General features: G+C 60.7%; 16 protein-coding genes. 9 read left to right on the top strand and 7 right to left on the bottom strand.

Going from position 1 to position 12,104, the window contains the following annotated elements; genetic code table 11:
• Positions 1-771, bottom strand: coding sequence for a DUF3426 domain-containing protein (locus HXX25_RS00790; RefSeq protein ID WP_187166579.1), 771 nt, complete (start codon positions 769-771; stop codon positions 1-3).
• A gap of 94 nt (positions 772-865) precedes the next feature.
• Between HXX25_RS00790 and ftsE the strand changes: the two genes are divergently transcribed.
• The 5 genes from ftsE to HXX25_RS00765 are packed head-to-tail and all read left to right on the top strand — an operon-like array spanning position 866 to position 4,836.
• Complete coding sequence (gene ftsE, locus HXX25_RS00785) at positions 866-1,534, top strand: cell division ATP-binding protein FtsE (protein WP_187167704.1); 669 nt, start codon at positions 866-868, stop codon at positions 1,532-1,534.
• Entirely contained in the window at positions 1,531-2,445 is a 915-nt protein-coding gene (locus HXX25_RS00780) for an ABC transporter permease (protein WP_187166578.1), read from the top strand. Before ftsE ends, HXX25_RS00780 begins: the two co-directional genes overlap by 4 nt.
• A gap of 22 nt (positions 2,446-2,467) precedes the next feature.
• A complete protein-coding gene (locus HXX25_RS00775; RefSeq protein WP_187166576.1) occupies positions 2,468-3,079 on the top strand; it encodes a YdcF family protein in 612 nt (203 codons plus the stop codon).
• A complete protein-coding gene (locus HXX25_RS00770; RefSeq protein ID WP_233346752.1) occupies positions 3,076-3,807 on the top strand; it encodes a 1-acyl-sn-glycerol-3-phosphate acyltransferase in 732 nt (243 codons plus the stop codon). Before HXX25_RS00775 ends, HXX25_RS00770 begins: the two co-directional genes overlap by 4 nt.
• A 27-nt stretch (positions 3,808-3,834) precedes the next feature.
• A complete protein-coding gene (locus HXX25_RS00765; protein WP_187166574.1) occupies positions 3,835-4,836 on the top strand; it encodes a DUF2125 domain-containing protein in 1,002 nt (333 codons plus the stop codon).
• Here the strand turns inward: HXX25_RS00765 and hisC are convergent.
• A complete protein-coding gene (gene hisC / locus HXX25_RS00760; protein WP_187166572.1) occupies positions 4,833-5,921 on the bottom strand; it encodes a histidinol-phosphate transaminase in 1,089 nt (362 codons plus the stop codon). The two genes, HXX25_RS00765 and hisC, sit on opposite strands and share 4 nt — an antisense overlap.
• 1 nt (position 5,922) lies before the next feature.
• The gene (locus HXX25_RS00755) at positions 5,923-6,681 is read right to left on the bottom strand and encodes a class I SAM-dependent methyltransferase (protein WP_187166571.1); all 759 of its coding nucleotides are present in this window, start codon (positions 6,679-6,681) and stop codon (positions 5,923-5,925) included.
• 82 nt (positions 6,682-6,763) lie between these two features.
• Here HXX25_RS00755 and gloB point away from each other — a divergent pair, with 82 nt between their 5' ends.
• Together gloB and HXX25_RS00745 are read left to right on the top strand one after the other, a co-directional pair.
• Entirely contained in the window at positions 6,764-7,534 is a 771-nt protein-coding gene (gloB, locus tag HXX25_RS00750; RefSeq protein WP_187166569.1) for a hydroxyacylglutathione hydrolase, read from the top strand.
• Positions 7,531-7,959 (top strand): cupin domain-containing protein, encoded by a 429-nt coding sequence (locus HXX25_RS00745; protein WP_187166567.1) that lies wholly within the window; start codon positions 7,531-7,533, stop codon positions 7,957-7,959. Before gloB ends, HXX25_RS00745 begins: the two co-directional genes overlap by 4 nt.
• Here HXX25_RS00745 and HXX25_RS00740 read toward each other — a convergent pair.
• A complete protein-coding gene (locus HXX25_RS00740; protein WP_187166566.1) occupies positions 7,945-8,685 on the bottom strand; it encodes a DUF4908 domain-containing protein in 741 nt (246 codons plus the stop codon). The two genes, HXX25_RS00745 and HXX25_RS00740, sit on opposite strands and share 15 nt — an antisense overlap.
• 46 nt (positions 8,686-8,731) lie before the next feature.
• Positions 8,732-9,460: an acetoacetyl-CoA reductase gene (phbB, locus tag HXX25_RS00735; RefSeq protein ID WP_187166564.1), complete on the bottom strand. Its 729-nt coding sequence runs from the start codon at positions 9,458-9,460 to the stop codon at positions 8,732-8,734.
• Positions 9,461-9,624: 164 nt separating this feature from the next.
• Here phbB and phaR point away from each other — a divergent pair, with 164 nt between their 5' ends.
• A complete protein-coding gene (gene phaR / locus HXX25_RS00730; RefSeq protein ID WP_187166562.1) occupies positions 9,625-10,215 on the top strand; it encodes a polyhydroxyalkanoate synthesis repressor PhaR in 591 nt (196 codons plus the stop codon).
• A 149-nt stretch (positions 10,216-10,364) separates the two neighbouring features.
• On the top strand, positions 10,365-10,676 hold the full coding sequence (locus HXX25_RS00725) for a hypothetical protein (RefSeq protein WP_187166560.1): 312 nt from the start codon (positions 10,365-10,367) through the stop codon (positions 10,674-10,676).
• 79 nt (positions 10,677-10,755) lie between these two features.
• Here the strand turns inward: HXX25_RS00725 and HXX25_RS00720 are convergent, their stop codons facing one another.
• Both HXX25_RS00720 and HXX25_RS00715 read right to left on the bottom strand, forming a co-directional pair.
• On the bottom strand, positions 10,756-11,259 hold the full coding sequence (locus HXX25_RS00720) for a hypothetical protein (protein WP_187166559.1): 504 nt from the start codon (positions 11,257-11,259) through the stop codon (positions 10,756-10,758).
• A gap of 11 nt (positions 11,260-11,270) precedes the next feature.
• Positions 11,271-12,002, bottom strand: a complete 732-nt coding sequence (locus HXX25_RS00715; RefSeq protein WP_187166557.1) for a glycosyltransferase family 2 protein — start codon at positions 12,000-12,002, stop codon at positions 11,271-11,273.
• Positions 12,003-12,104 lie beyond the last annotated feature (102 nt).

Raw genomic sequence — 12,104 nt, 5'->3', positions numbered from 1 at the left:
TCAGTTGCCGCTTCCGTGAGAGGTATCCGCTGCGGCATGATGCTCTTCTGCAGGCGCGGGCGGCGTCTCCGCTGGCGCTTCGGGCGGGGACTCCATCAACCCGGCGAGCGTGATTTCAGCCTCGACCGCGCCGGCCGGCGGATCGGTCACAACAGACGAAAAAGCATAACTCTGCCCGGGGGCAATCGCCTCGCCATCGAGAATGACCGTCCACTCCAGAACCGGCGCTCCGTCTTCGCCCAGCAGCCGAGCCTGCAATTGCGGCAGCGCGCGGGCCTGACGATCAATGTTGCGCACCTCGCCCGACACCACCACGGTAGGAATGCCATGCTCTTCACCGCGCGAAACATCCAGCGAATCAATCGTCACGCCATAGGCGTTGGCATCAATGCCGATGGCCGCATAAGCGCTGGAGCTCTGCGGCCAGACACTGACGATATCTGCACGGAACAGGAAAGACACGGCGAAGACACCGGCAATCGCGACGGCAAGACCGCCCCAGGCGCTCGCCGCAGCTGTCTTCAACTGGTCCTGACGCTTCTGCTCGGCCCGTTCACGAAAGGCTCTGTGGGGCGCTTTGGGAGCTTCAGGCTCGGCATTTTCCGCGGGCTTTGGCGGGATCGGATCGATCGGCTCGAGAACCGGTTCTTCCTCGTTGCGCGCAGTCCAGATATGGCCGCAGGCGGCGCACTTCACCCGTCGCCCGTTTACGCCGATGGCACCGGGATTTGCGCGATAACGCGTGTCACAACTGGGGCAGCTCAGTATCATCGAGACCCGATTCGGCTTATTGGCAGCATAGGCTACAGGATTTCTGGTGACTGAAACTGGCGCGAACCCCTTTCTACAAAGTGAATCCGAAGTGATTGTTCGCTTCGATGCCGTCGGTATGCGCTATGGGCGCGGCCCGGAAATCCTGAAAGATGTGTCTTTCGAACTTCCCCGCGGCAGTTTCACCTTCCTGACCGGGCCGTCCGGTGCCGGTAAAACCTCGCTTTTGCGGCTGATTTACATGGCGCACAAAGCCTCGCGCGGCGTGGTTCAGCATTTTGGCCATGACACCGCCGCATTGCAGCGAAAGGATTTGCCTGATTTGCGCCGCCGGATCGGCGTGGTGTTTCAGGAATTCCGCATGCTGGATCATCTCAGCGTTTTCGAGAATGTCGCTCTGCCACTGCGCGTGGCGGGGCTGAAACGCTCGGACTACGCCGAAGATGTCGCCGAACTGGTCAGCTGGGTCGGGCTGGAACACCATATGGAATCGCGGCCCGCCACGCTGTCGGGCGGAGAGCAGCAGCGCGTGGCCATCGCCCGTGCGGTGGTCAATCAACCCGAATTGCTGATTGCCGACGAACCGACCGGGAATGTGGATCCCGATATGGCGCGGCGGCTTCTGCGATTGTTTGTCGAGCTGAACCGGCTGGGCACGACCATATTGATTGCCACGCACGATCTCACCCTGGTCCGCGCGCTCGATGCGCCGGTCATGTCTCTGGCAGATGGCCGCCTGACCTATCGCGAGGTCAACGGGTGAGCGAGGCGACGCGGAAACCACCCGCACCGCCGCCGGGCGGAAATGCGCGATTATTGCCACCGGATGGGGGACGGGACCGCCCGTTGTTTGCCGTTGCGGCGATCCTTGTCTTTCTGGCCTGTCTGGCTGCACTCGGCGCCCGCGGTGCGTGGACATCCAGCGAACGCTGGATGGAGGACCTCTCTGGCAGTCTGACGGTGCAGATCCGTCCCGAAGACGGGCGCGACACCAATGCCGATGCGCAAGAGGCGGCCAGACTGATCACGGACCTGCCCGGTATTTCCAGCGCTACGGCGCGGACCCGGGGTGATTCCGAGGCCTTGCTGGAACCCTGGTTCGGTTCAGCCGGACTGCCGGCCGATTTGCCGGTGCCCCTGTTGATCGATGTCCAGTTGTCCGACCCCGACATATTGCCCGTCGAGGACATTGCCGCGACCCTGTCTGACGCGGGTATTGCCGCTGATATTGATGATCATGGCCGCTGGAGCGACGCGGTGGCGCGCGCCGGGCAGCTTGCCCGCCTTCTGGCTCTGGGATTGCTGACGCTGATATTGGGCGCAGCCGCTGCCGTGATCGCCTTTGCCGCCCGCGCCTCTCTGGCGGCGCGGCGCGATGTGGCAGATGCCTTGCATATTGTCGGTGCGACCGATGCCTATATCGCCGGGCTGTTCGAGCGGCGCTTCTTCAGCCTGGGCCTGAAAGCCGGCGCTGCGGGCGCGGGATTTGCCGCGCTAATCGCGATTCTGGTCGCTGTGGGTGGCAGTAACGCCGATGCGTTGTATTTTCTGCCTGAAATGATCTTCGCGCCGGTCGAGATTGCGTCCCTGCTGGCCGCGCCACTTCTTGCCGGAGCGATTTCGGCTTTGTCGGCGCGCCTTGCGGTGTCAGAAGAATTGCGGAAGCGTTGGTAGGCATGAACAGGAACAGTCTGATATGAGCCGGTCGCGGCAAACCTACCCGGGAAATGGCCAGTTCCTTCGCGCATTGGCCTTCCTGATTGTCTTCGTGCTTCTGGCCGGGTTCGCTGGATATGCAGGGCATGTCTCGGCGTTGAGCCCGCCGGAAGAGATCGAGGCCGATGCCATCATTGTTCTGACCGGCGGCGAAGGCCGTTTGCAAACAGCTGTCGAATTGCTCGAAGCGGAGGCCGGTCACCGCATGCTGGTTTCCGGCGTCAATCCCATCGTCAGCGAAGAAGCGGTTCGCGCGACAGCCAATATCGATCCGGATCTGTTTGCCTGTTGCATTGATCTCGGGCGTGAAGCCGCCGATACGGTTGGCAATGCCCGCGAAGCGGCCAGCTGGGCTGAGGCCAACGGATTCCGGCGCATTATCGTGGTCACCTCTGATTACCACATGCCGCGCGCCATACTCGAGCTGAGAGCGTTGATGCCCGATCATGATCTGATCGCGTGGCCGGTTCATTCTGCCCGGCCCTGGGAAGACGGCACGGCCGCGCGGCGCTGGGCACTGGAATATCTGAAGTTCAGCGCGGTATTCTTCCGCGAAATGGCACGCGGTGCCTTCAGCGGAGACGATACATGAAGCCGGCCGGCCCTCTGACAATACTGCGTTCCCTGCTGTTTGTGCTCTGGATGTATGGCTCGATGATGATTGTCGGCTTTGCCGTGATCTGGCTGCTTCTGATGCCGCGCAGCTGGACCCGCGCGGTCTATCGTTTCTGGCTGTGGCTGATTTTCGGCGGGCTGAAGATCATTTGCGGCCAGAGCTATGAAGTGCGGGGCCGTGAACACCTGCCTGATGGCGGTGCCCTGATCGCTTCGCGCCACGAAAGCATGATGGAGACTCAGGCCTTCTGGCAGATCCTCGATGATCCGGCCATCATCCTGAAAAAGGAACTGGCCTGGCTGCCGGTTTTTGGCTGGTTCGCCGTGAAGCTGGAAAATATCGTCGTGGATCGCGGCGCAGCGGCCAAGGCGCTGCGGAAAATGTTGCGCGATGCCCGCCAACGCGCCGAGGCAGGCCGCCAGATCCTGATCTTTCCGGAAGGCACCCGAATGAAGCCGGGGCAGTTCGAGCCCATGAAACCGGGAGTCGCCGGGCTTTATGGGGCGATGAATGTGCCGTGCGTTCCGGTGGCGCTGGACAGCGGGGATTACTGGGCGGGCAAGGGTATCATTCGCCGGCCGGGAAAGGCCGTTATCCAGTTTCTCGAACCCATTGCACCGGGCTTGTCACGAGATGACTTCATGAAGCTGCTTCAATCGCGTATTGAAACAGGAACGCGCGCCCTGCGCGCCAACCGGACCTGATCTTCAGCTCCCTGCAACGGATGTGTCATGCCCAAGCGTTTTGCGATACCGATTCTCGCCATCCTGACCGTGTTGGGCCTGTATTCCGCCTATTGGGTCTATGCTCGTGGACAGATCGTTCAATATGTCGAGGACTGGAGAGCCGCCCAGATCGAGGCCGGTTTCACGATCGAGCATAGCGCCGTCCGGGTCGGTGGCTTCCCTTACCGCTTTGCCGTCTCGGCTGAAGATGTCGTCATGCGCGCGCCCGATATAGATGGCGGATGGGTGCTGGAGCTGAACTCGTTTGAAGCCGACGCCATGCCGTATGACTTCTCGCACTGGATTATCACTATGGGCGACACCTTGCGCTTCCAGCAAGACGGTCAGGGCCTCGCTCTGATGAGTGAGGGGGCCCGCTTCAGCGTCTCGGGAACGGATGGTGTCACCCAGCGTATCGTCGCGAACATCTCCAATCTGACAATTGAAGGTCTGGGCCATTCGCAAGCCGTCATATCGTCGATCGGCACCGTGCGTCTGGGCGCGGCGACCGGTGAGGACGGCAATATGGCCATCCGTGTGCAGCTGGACGAGGTCGCGCTGGTCGGCGAGGAGATTGACCCGGTCCTGATCGACAGTTTTGGCGAGCAGATTTCTCTCCTGCGGGCCCATTTCGTGATTTCACAATGGGCGGCCCTCGCCAGCAGCGCGGATCTGGCCGCATGGTCGCGTGCCGAAGGCGTCTACTCGCTACGTGAATTCCATATTGCATGGGGCCGCCTGAACATGGCTGCGGAAGGCGATATGGGGCTGGACGAGGCCCTGCGCCCGACCGGGCGGATCAGCCTCAATCTCGTGGACCCCGAGGCTGTCGTCGACGCCATGATCGAATCCGGCGCCATTTCGGAAGAGAATTCGGGGGCATTGCGCCTTGTCGCGCAGACCGCGCCGCGCGGAGATAATGGCACCGCCATTCCGCTATCGTTCCGGAATGGCGGTGTTTATTTCGGTCCGGTCCGGCTCGGCCAGGTCGGCTCGATCGCCGATTAGGCGGCGACAAATTCGGACAGCGCATCCACGACTTTGCGATTGTCCCTGTCCAGACCGATCGTAATCCGCAAGGCATTCGGCATGCCATAGGCGGCGACCGGACGGACGATGAGACCCCGCGCGGTCAGGAAGGCATCGGCATCCATCGCCGTCTTGCCTTTCGTTTCAGGGAAATGCACCAGAACGAAATTGCCGACACCTGGCGTGACATCGAGTCCCATTCCGCCGAGTTGTTGGCGCATGAAGGCCAGACCCTGCCGGTTGTGTTCGGCTGAGCGCTTCTGGAAATCCGTATCCCTGATCGCCGCAATGCCGGCCTCAATCGCCGGAAGATTGACATTGAACGGTCCGCGCACGCGGTTCAGAACGTCGATGATGGATTTGTCGGCATAGGCCCAGCCCAGGCGCAAGGCGGCCAGCCCGTGGATTTTCGAAAACGTCCGGGTCACGACCACATTGTCGTATTCATTGGCGAGATCAAATGCTGTCTCGTAATCCGGCTCATCTACATATTCCGCATAAGCCTCGTCGACGACCAGCATGGTGCTGGCTGGCAAGCCCTCACGCAGGCGGCGGACTTCAGAATGGGAAATATAGGTGCCGGTCGGATTGTTCGGATTGGCCAGAAAAACGATACGGGCATTCTCGCCGGCCGCTTTCAGGATGGCATCGACATTGGCGGTATAATCGGTTTCGTCCGCGCTGACGAATTCGGCCCCGGACTGCATCGCCACCAGCCGGTAAACCAGAAAGCCGTATTGAGATTGAACGACCTTGTCGCCGGGCTCCAGATAGGCGCGGCCCAGTAATTGGAGCAGCTCGTCAGAGCCGGTGCCACAAACAATGCGATCCGGGTCGAGACCATTGGCCTCGCCAATCGCGGCGCGCAAACGCACAGCGCCGCCATCCGGATAAAGGTTCAGGTTTCTGGATGATGATTCAAAGGCGGACCGGGCCAGCGGCGAACATCCCATCGGATTCTCGTTCGACGACAATTTCACCGGATTCGAAATGCCGGGCGCATCGGCGGCGCCGGGCTTGTAGGGTTTGATGTCGAGAATTCCGGGGCGCGGTTCCAGGCTCATATCAGTTTTCCTTGGCGTGATGTCTGCGGGGAGATAGCGCGGTGGCGGGCCTGCCTTCAAGGCCGGGTAGCCGCACGCGTACAGGCCGGGCCGGACGCGGCGTCAATGCGCCCGTGTTTTTAACCGCTTCGGCCAATATCAGACCGCCAAGATGCGGCGCTATTTTTTCACCTGCCTGTTCCCAGCCGAGTGCCCGGCCATCCTTGCAGGACCATCTCCATGGCGGGGCATAGAGCGCGCGTGCCCACGCGGTTGGCGTGAGGGCTGCATCGGTCAGGAGGCGCGAGAGCTGACCTTTTGAAAACGGCCGACCATGACCAAAGGGCGTTGATTCCATTCGGGCCCACAATCCCGCCCGGTTCGGAACGATCAGCGCCAGGCGGCCTTGTGGTGCCAGGATGCGCCAGATTTCCCGCAACATGTGCGGCGGGGACTGCGATTCTTCCAGCGCATGGATGAGAACAATCCGGTCGAACATCGCATCCGGGAACGGCAAATGCGCTTCCTCTCCGAGCACGGTCCGCGAGGCGACTGCGCCGGGCCAGCGAATTGCGCCCTGCTCTGCCGGCATGAAAGCGAGTGCGCGGCGGGTTTCCGGCTCCAGTGATTCCAGCAAGGGCGGGCCATAGCCCATGGCGAGCACATCCAGCGTTTTCAGACCCGGCCAGAGCGCCACCAGCCGCCGGACAATCATGGCACGGGCGGCCATGCCCTGATCGGTCTGGTAAAATCGGTCGATTTGCAAAGCATCTGTTCGCATTGAGCGGTTTCCATTCACGGGTCGGGCATGCCAGTCTGGTGGTCATACGCTAACAGGTCTTTGGGATAAAAGGACGCATTCGATGTCGAAACTTGAAATCCGCCAGTTTCCCTGCCTCTCGGATAATTATGGGTATCTGGTTCATGATCCCGCAAGTGGGGAGACTGTGGCCATCGATACGCCCGATGCGGACGCCTATCTCGCCGCGGCGGCCGAGGCGGGCTGGACGATCACGCAGATCTGGAACACGCATCACCATTTCGATCATGCCGGCGGCAATGCTGCGCTGAAAGCGGCGACAGGTGCCCGGATCACCGCGCCCGCCTATGACAAGCACCGGATCAGCCCGGCGGATGTCTTTGTTGAAGATGGCGACACTGTGCAACTCGGCGATATGTCAGCGGATGTCGTGTTCACGCCCGGCCATACGACTGGCCATATTGTCTACCATTTTGCCTCCGGGCACGTGGCGTTTGTCGGCGATACGCTGTTTGCGCTGGGCTGCGGGCGTCTGTTTGAAGGCAGTCCTTCAGACATGTGGGCGAGCCTCTCCCGCCTGCGGCAGTGGCCGGACGACACGGTCATCTATTGTGCCCATGAATACACCCAGTCCAATGCGGCCTTTGCGCTGAGCGTCGACCCGGCCAATGGTGCGCTGAAAGCCTATGCCGACGAAGTTGCGGCGCTCCGCGCCAGGGGGCTGCCGACCGTGCCGACCCGTCTTTCAAGGGAAAAGGCCGCCAATCCGTTCCTGCGTGCCGATGATCCGGCGCTGGCCGCCGCGATCGGTATGGCCGGTCAGGATGCGGTTGCCGTGTTTGCCGAAGTGCGGGCGCGAAAGGATGCCTTTTGACAGCCGCCGACATCATCCGCGAATTGAAGCTGTCCCCTCACCCCGAAGGAGGCTGGTTCCGGGAAATCTTCCGGGATGACGCGGGCAAGGGTGGACGCGCTCACTCGACCGCCATCTATTATCTGCTGGAGGCCGGCCAGGTGTCACACTGGCATCGTGTTGATGCGGTGGAAGTCTGGCACTGGTATGCGGGCGCGCCGCTGCGCCTCGATATTTCCGAAGACGGGCAATCGGTCCGCTCTCACACGCTCTCGGAAAGGCTGGCCGCGGGCGATCGGCCGGTGGTTGTGGTGCCCCGGCACGCCTGGCAGAGTGCGCAGAGCCTTGGCGACTGGACGCTGGCCGGATGCACGGTCGCCCCTGGCTTTGAATTTTCAGGATTTGAACTGGCACCCGAAGGCTGGACACCGTCAGGCGGGGAATGATGCCGCCATCAGGGCGCGGGCAATCCGCGTTGACGAGGGTCGCCCCGCATGACCGGCCAGCGGATCGACCTTGACCATGAAAAGATCCCCCTCGATCTCGATATCCGGCCCGTCGGACGGCAGGATTTTCGTCCGTTGCAGCCCGTTCAACACGGCACCTTCGGCCAACGCCCGGCGCATGCCGGAGACCGTCAGATCCATCGCTTCGACCATCACGCCCAGACCTTCGCGCGGGGCCGCACCATATTCGACCTGAACCGGACGTCCGAAAGCCTCGGCCAGCTCGATTGCGGCTCGCCTCGAACGCTCACGCAGTTCATCCACGCTAGCATTGGCAACGCTCAGCTCGCGGGCCGGTTCCCAGGCTTCGGCGATGACGCCATTGGGTTGATCTTCGGGATAGTAGGTGACCGCTCCGATCGACGAGACGCGAATTACCTCATCGCCCCAATCGGAAACAAAGCTTGTGCCGCCACCGGGCGCACGCTGCGAGGCCAGCGCCAGCACTTCACTGTCATCGAGAGGTTTCAGCAGCCAGACCTCGCCGGTGCGATCCAGAATGAAGCCGCGCTGGCCGTCCTGACGATGAAACTCGGCGACATCCGGAACTTCCACACGCCGTTCGCGGCGATTCCGCAACGGATTGTCCGCCCCTGCCAAGGCGGCAGAAGGTCGTATGGCCAAACCCGAAAGCATGCCCAGCAGGATAAGTCTACGCGATATCATCAGCCTGTTTCTGCCTCGTCAGATGGGCGAAAATAGGGCGCGAATGTTAACCGCAGACGTATTGACCGCCATTTGCAGAAAGGGTGGCCCCCGTTACAAATCCTGCATCATCGCTGCAAAGATAGGTGACCGCCGCGCCAATCTCTCCGGCCTTGCCCAGACGGTTTACGGGAATACCGGCAATAATGCCCTGCAGGACGTTTTCCGGAACCGCCGCGACCATATCGGTGTCGATATAGCCAGGTGCCACACAATTGACGGTGATTCCCTTGCGCGCGTTTTCCTGTGCCAGAGCCTTGGTGAAACCGATCACGCCAGCCTTTGCGGCGGAATAATTGACCTGTCCCATCTGGCCTTTCTGGCCATTTATCGAGGAGATATTGACGATCCGGCCCCAGCCATTCTCGCGCATGCCATCGATCACCGGACGCGTCATGTTGAACAATGAAGTGAGATCAACCCGGATGACGTCATTCCACTGTTCCGGCGTCATCTTGTGGAACATGCCGTCGCGCGTGATGCCGGCATTGTTGACGAGGACTTCCAGCGCCCCGCCTTGCGCATCAGCCACTGCAGCAAGACCCGCAGCACAGGCATCAAAATCGCCGACATCCCACTTGTAGGCAGGTATGCCGGTTTCATTGGAGAACGCCTTCGCGGCATCGTCATTGCCGGCATAATTTGCTGCAACGTTGTAGCCCGCATCCCTGAGCTTGATCGCGATTGCTGCGCCAATGCCCCGTGTACCGCCTGTCACCAATGCCCTGCGTCCCATATTCCACCTTTTCTTCGCCTTTAGCCTTGTATTTCCTGCACTTGCGTTTCGCACTTGCAGCAATCGTCAAGGAAAGTAATTATCGCCGCGAACCAGCCCCGCGCTCCATTCGCCTCTCTGGCGTATAGCAGCGTGGCAGCCCGTCGAAAAGGAGTTCGCCAGAAATGAGCGCGAATAAAAATGCTGCGGACCCCGTCGTCATCAAGAAATATGCGAACCGGCGTCTCTATGACACCTCCTCCAGCCAGTATGTGACGCTGGATTATGTCCGCGAACTGGTGAAAAGCGGACGCGACTTCACGGTGGTTGATGCCAAGTCGGGCGAGGACCTGACGCATGGTGTGCTGAGCCAGATCATCTTCGAGGAAGAGGCGCGCGGCGAGAACCTTCTGCCCCTGCCCTTCCTGCGCCAGTTGATCCAGTATTACGGCGACAGCCTGCAGTCCGTCGTGCCGAGCTATCTGGAAGCGACGATGGACGCCTTCTCCAGTCAGCAGGAAGAGATGCGGGAGCGCTTCACCGGCACACTGCAATCGCCGCAGGCGATCATGGAGGCCTTCCAGGCCCAGAGCCGCCGCAATATGGAGATGTTCGGCCAGGCCATGCAGATGTTTGCGCCTTTCGTGCCCGGCACCGGCGCAGCGGAAAGACCGGCTGCACCGGAAACCAAAGCGGACGAAAGCAAAGACCTTGAAGCCATGCGCGCTGAGCTGGATGCCATGCGGGCCAAGATCGACAAATTGTCCGGCAACTAGGGCCTGTACTCATAAAGGGCCTGGCTGTCCCAAACCGTTACGCAAATCTTAACGCCGCGGCCCGATGCGGCCCGGAATGGCCTGTTTTGCGCCTGAATCAGGGTTAATTCCGTCTTAATCTCTGGCATCGCGCTTGCGATGCTCTGGTCATGACAACGATCCGTGGCCTTCTGACTTATGTCCCGACCCGCAACGCCAACCGCGTTGCGCCTGTCAGTCAGGCGACGGATTCCAACGACCGGCCGCCGCGGCGCGACCTCCCGTCTCTCTCTGTCGTCCCGACGGAGAACAGCCACACAGATGAGACGCTGGTTTCCGCGGCGGTCGTTGTCGAACTGGCCTGCCAGCCCCGCCGGCGCGGACTGCGGGCCGATATGAATGAGCGGGCGCGCTTCAATCAGGCCTATGCGCGCCCGGCGCACATGCAAACGCCGCCCCCGGTCTGGGAGCGGCGCGCATGATCCGGATCGAAATCCTTCAACGCCGCCTGGCCTTCACGCTGGATGCGATCATTGCCGGCGGTCTGCTGTTGCTGCTGGCCTAGTCGGCCACGGCAAGGTCGCGGCGTGCCGCGACGATGGTGACGACAAATCCTGCCAAGGTATCGATCAACGTCATCGTCATCAGGATGAAGAAGGTCGATGTTGCGAATTTGCCAACCAGTAGGAATAGCGCCATCGAAATCACGAAGACGATCATGGACAGGCCATGATTCATGATGGTTGCCGTACCGGATCCCGCTGCCTTCACGGTTTCGATAAACAGGAAAATCAGGCCCAGAATGATCAGAAGGTCACCGACGGTCAGTGTCCAGACAGCGCCGGATACCATGGTCGGGCTGAAGACCACTGAATTCATGACTTCGCCGCCCCAGATGAAGGCGACGATGCTGTAGATGATCACCGGAATGATCATTTTCGGGAAAATATTAAACAAGGCTCCACCCCCTTTTTGTTGTCCGTTGCCACCGGCCGCCCGGCGCTCCTGCGCCCGACGGCTGGCCATCATGCCGAGGAAAAACCCCTGATCGCCACCATTGGCCATAAGACACTCCTTTAATGTTCGTCCGAACCGCCGGAATTTCGTGCCCGCGAATTCAGCCACATTATCCCTAGCATGTCAGACAATGAGGCGAAAAGCCGACCGAAGTTCGTATATTTCGATTTTCCTGCGCCCCGTGGCCGATGTCCCACATCCCGGAACTCGGCGGTATAGCCTTCCCGCTTCATCAGGGCATACATGAAGCGGTGCTGGTGATCGAAATAGGGAAGCTGCAAATAAGCGTCGCGATACAAGGCCTTGAGGCCACATCCGGTATCGTCGGCATCATCCTTCAGAAGCGCCTTGCGGACGCCGTTTCCAAGCCTTGACGCCAGTTTTTTCCAGGCCGAATCCTGCCGCTTCGCCCTGCGGCCGCCGACCACTTTCAGGCTTTCCGGTGCATCCGGGCGGATCAATGCATCTATCAAGGCCGGCAGATCGGCCGGCGGATTCTGGCCATCACCGTCCATAATGCCGATTATCTTGCCTCTTGCAGCCTGAATTCCGGTGCGCAAGGACCGTGATTGACCGGCATTGATCCGGTGCGAGAGCACGCGCAAGGCTGGGAATTCTGCCTTCGCCGCCACCAACTCCGCAAGCGTTCCGTCCGTGGATTTGTCATCCACAAAAATCATTTCATAGCTGCGGCCATCCAGCGCCTCAGCAATTTCCCTTGCCAACGTCGTCACATTGCCCGCCTCGTTGTGCGCGGGAATGACGACGGAGATGTCAGGTGTAGCGTTCATTTCCGGTCCTGCTTGCCGATGAGTGCCTTGCGGTAAAGCCCTGACCCGTTACATACCTGAAAACATCGACGGTGCGAGGCGTTTCTCCACCCGATAGCCGGA

Origin of the sequence: Hyphobacterium sp. CCMP332, assembly GCF_014323565.1 — a bacterium.
GTDB lineage: Bacteria > Pseudomonadota > Alphaproteobacteria > Caulobacterales > Maricaulaceae > Hyphobacterium.
This window is presented reverse-complemented; position numbering and strand designations above follow the sequence as displayed.

Excerpts from the sequence above, each read along its gene's own strand:
- HXX25_RS00790 (WP_187166579.1), bottom strand. The coding sequence starts at position 771 with ATGATACTGAGCTGCCCCAGTTGTGACACGCGTTATCGCGCAAATCCC.
- HXX25_RS00775 (WP_187166576.1), top strand. The coding sequence starts at position 2,468 with ATGAGCCGGTCGCGGCAAACCTACCCGGGAAATGGCCAGTTCCTTCGC.
- HXX25_RS00770 (WP_233346752.1), top strand. The coding sequence starts at position 3,076 with ATGAAGCCGGCCGGCCCTCTGACAATACTGCGTTCCCTGCTGTTTGTG.
- HXX25_RS00765 (WP_187166574.1), top strand. The coding sequence starts at position 3,835 with ATGCCCAAGCGTTTTGCGATACCGATTCTCGCCATCCTGACCGTGTTG.
- hisC (WP_187166572.1), bottom strand. The coding sequence starts at position 5,921 with ATGAGCCTGGAACCGCGCCCCGGAATTCTCGACATCAAACCCTACAAG.
- HXX25_RS00755 (WP_187166571.1), bottom strand. The coding sequence starts at position 6,681 with ATGCGAACAGATGCTTTGCAAATCGACCGATTTTACCAGACCGATCAG.
- gloB (WP_187166569.1), top strand. The coding sequence starts at position 6,764 with ATGTCGAAACTTGAAATCCGCCAGTTTCCCTGCCTCTCGGATAATTAT.
- HXX25_RS00740 (WP_187166566.1), bottom strand. The coding sequence starts at position 8,685 with ATGATATCGCGTAGACTTATCCTGCTGGGCATGCTTTCGGGTTTGGCC.
- phbB (WP_187166564.1), bottom strand. The coding sequence starts at position 9,460 with ATGGGACGCAGGGCATTGGTGACAGGCGGTACACGGGGCATTGGCGCA.
- phaR (WP_187166562.1), top strand. The coding sequence starts at position 9,625 with ATGAGCGCGAATAAAAATGCTGCGGACCCCGTCGTCATCAAGAAATAT.
- HXX25_RS00725 (WP_187166560.1), top strand. The coding sequence starts at position 10,365 with ATGACAACGATCCGTGGCCTTCTGACTTATGTCCCGACCCGCAACGCC.
- HXX25_RS00720 (WP_187166559.1), bottom strand. The coding sequence starts at position 11,259 with ATGGCCAATGGTGGCGATCAGGGGTTTTTCCTCGGCATGATGGCCAGC.
- HXX25_RS00715 (WP_187166557.1), bottom strand. The coding sequence starts at position 12,002 with ATGAACGCTACACCTGACATCTCCGTCGTCATTCCCGCGCACAACGAG.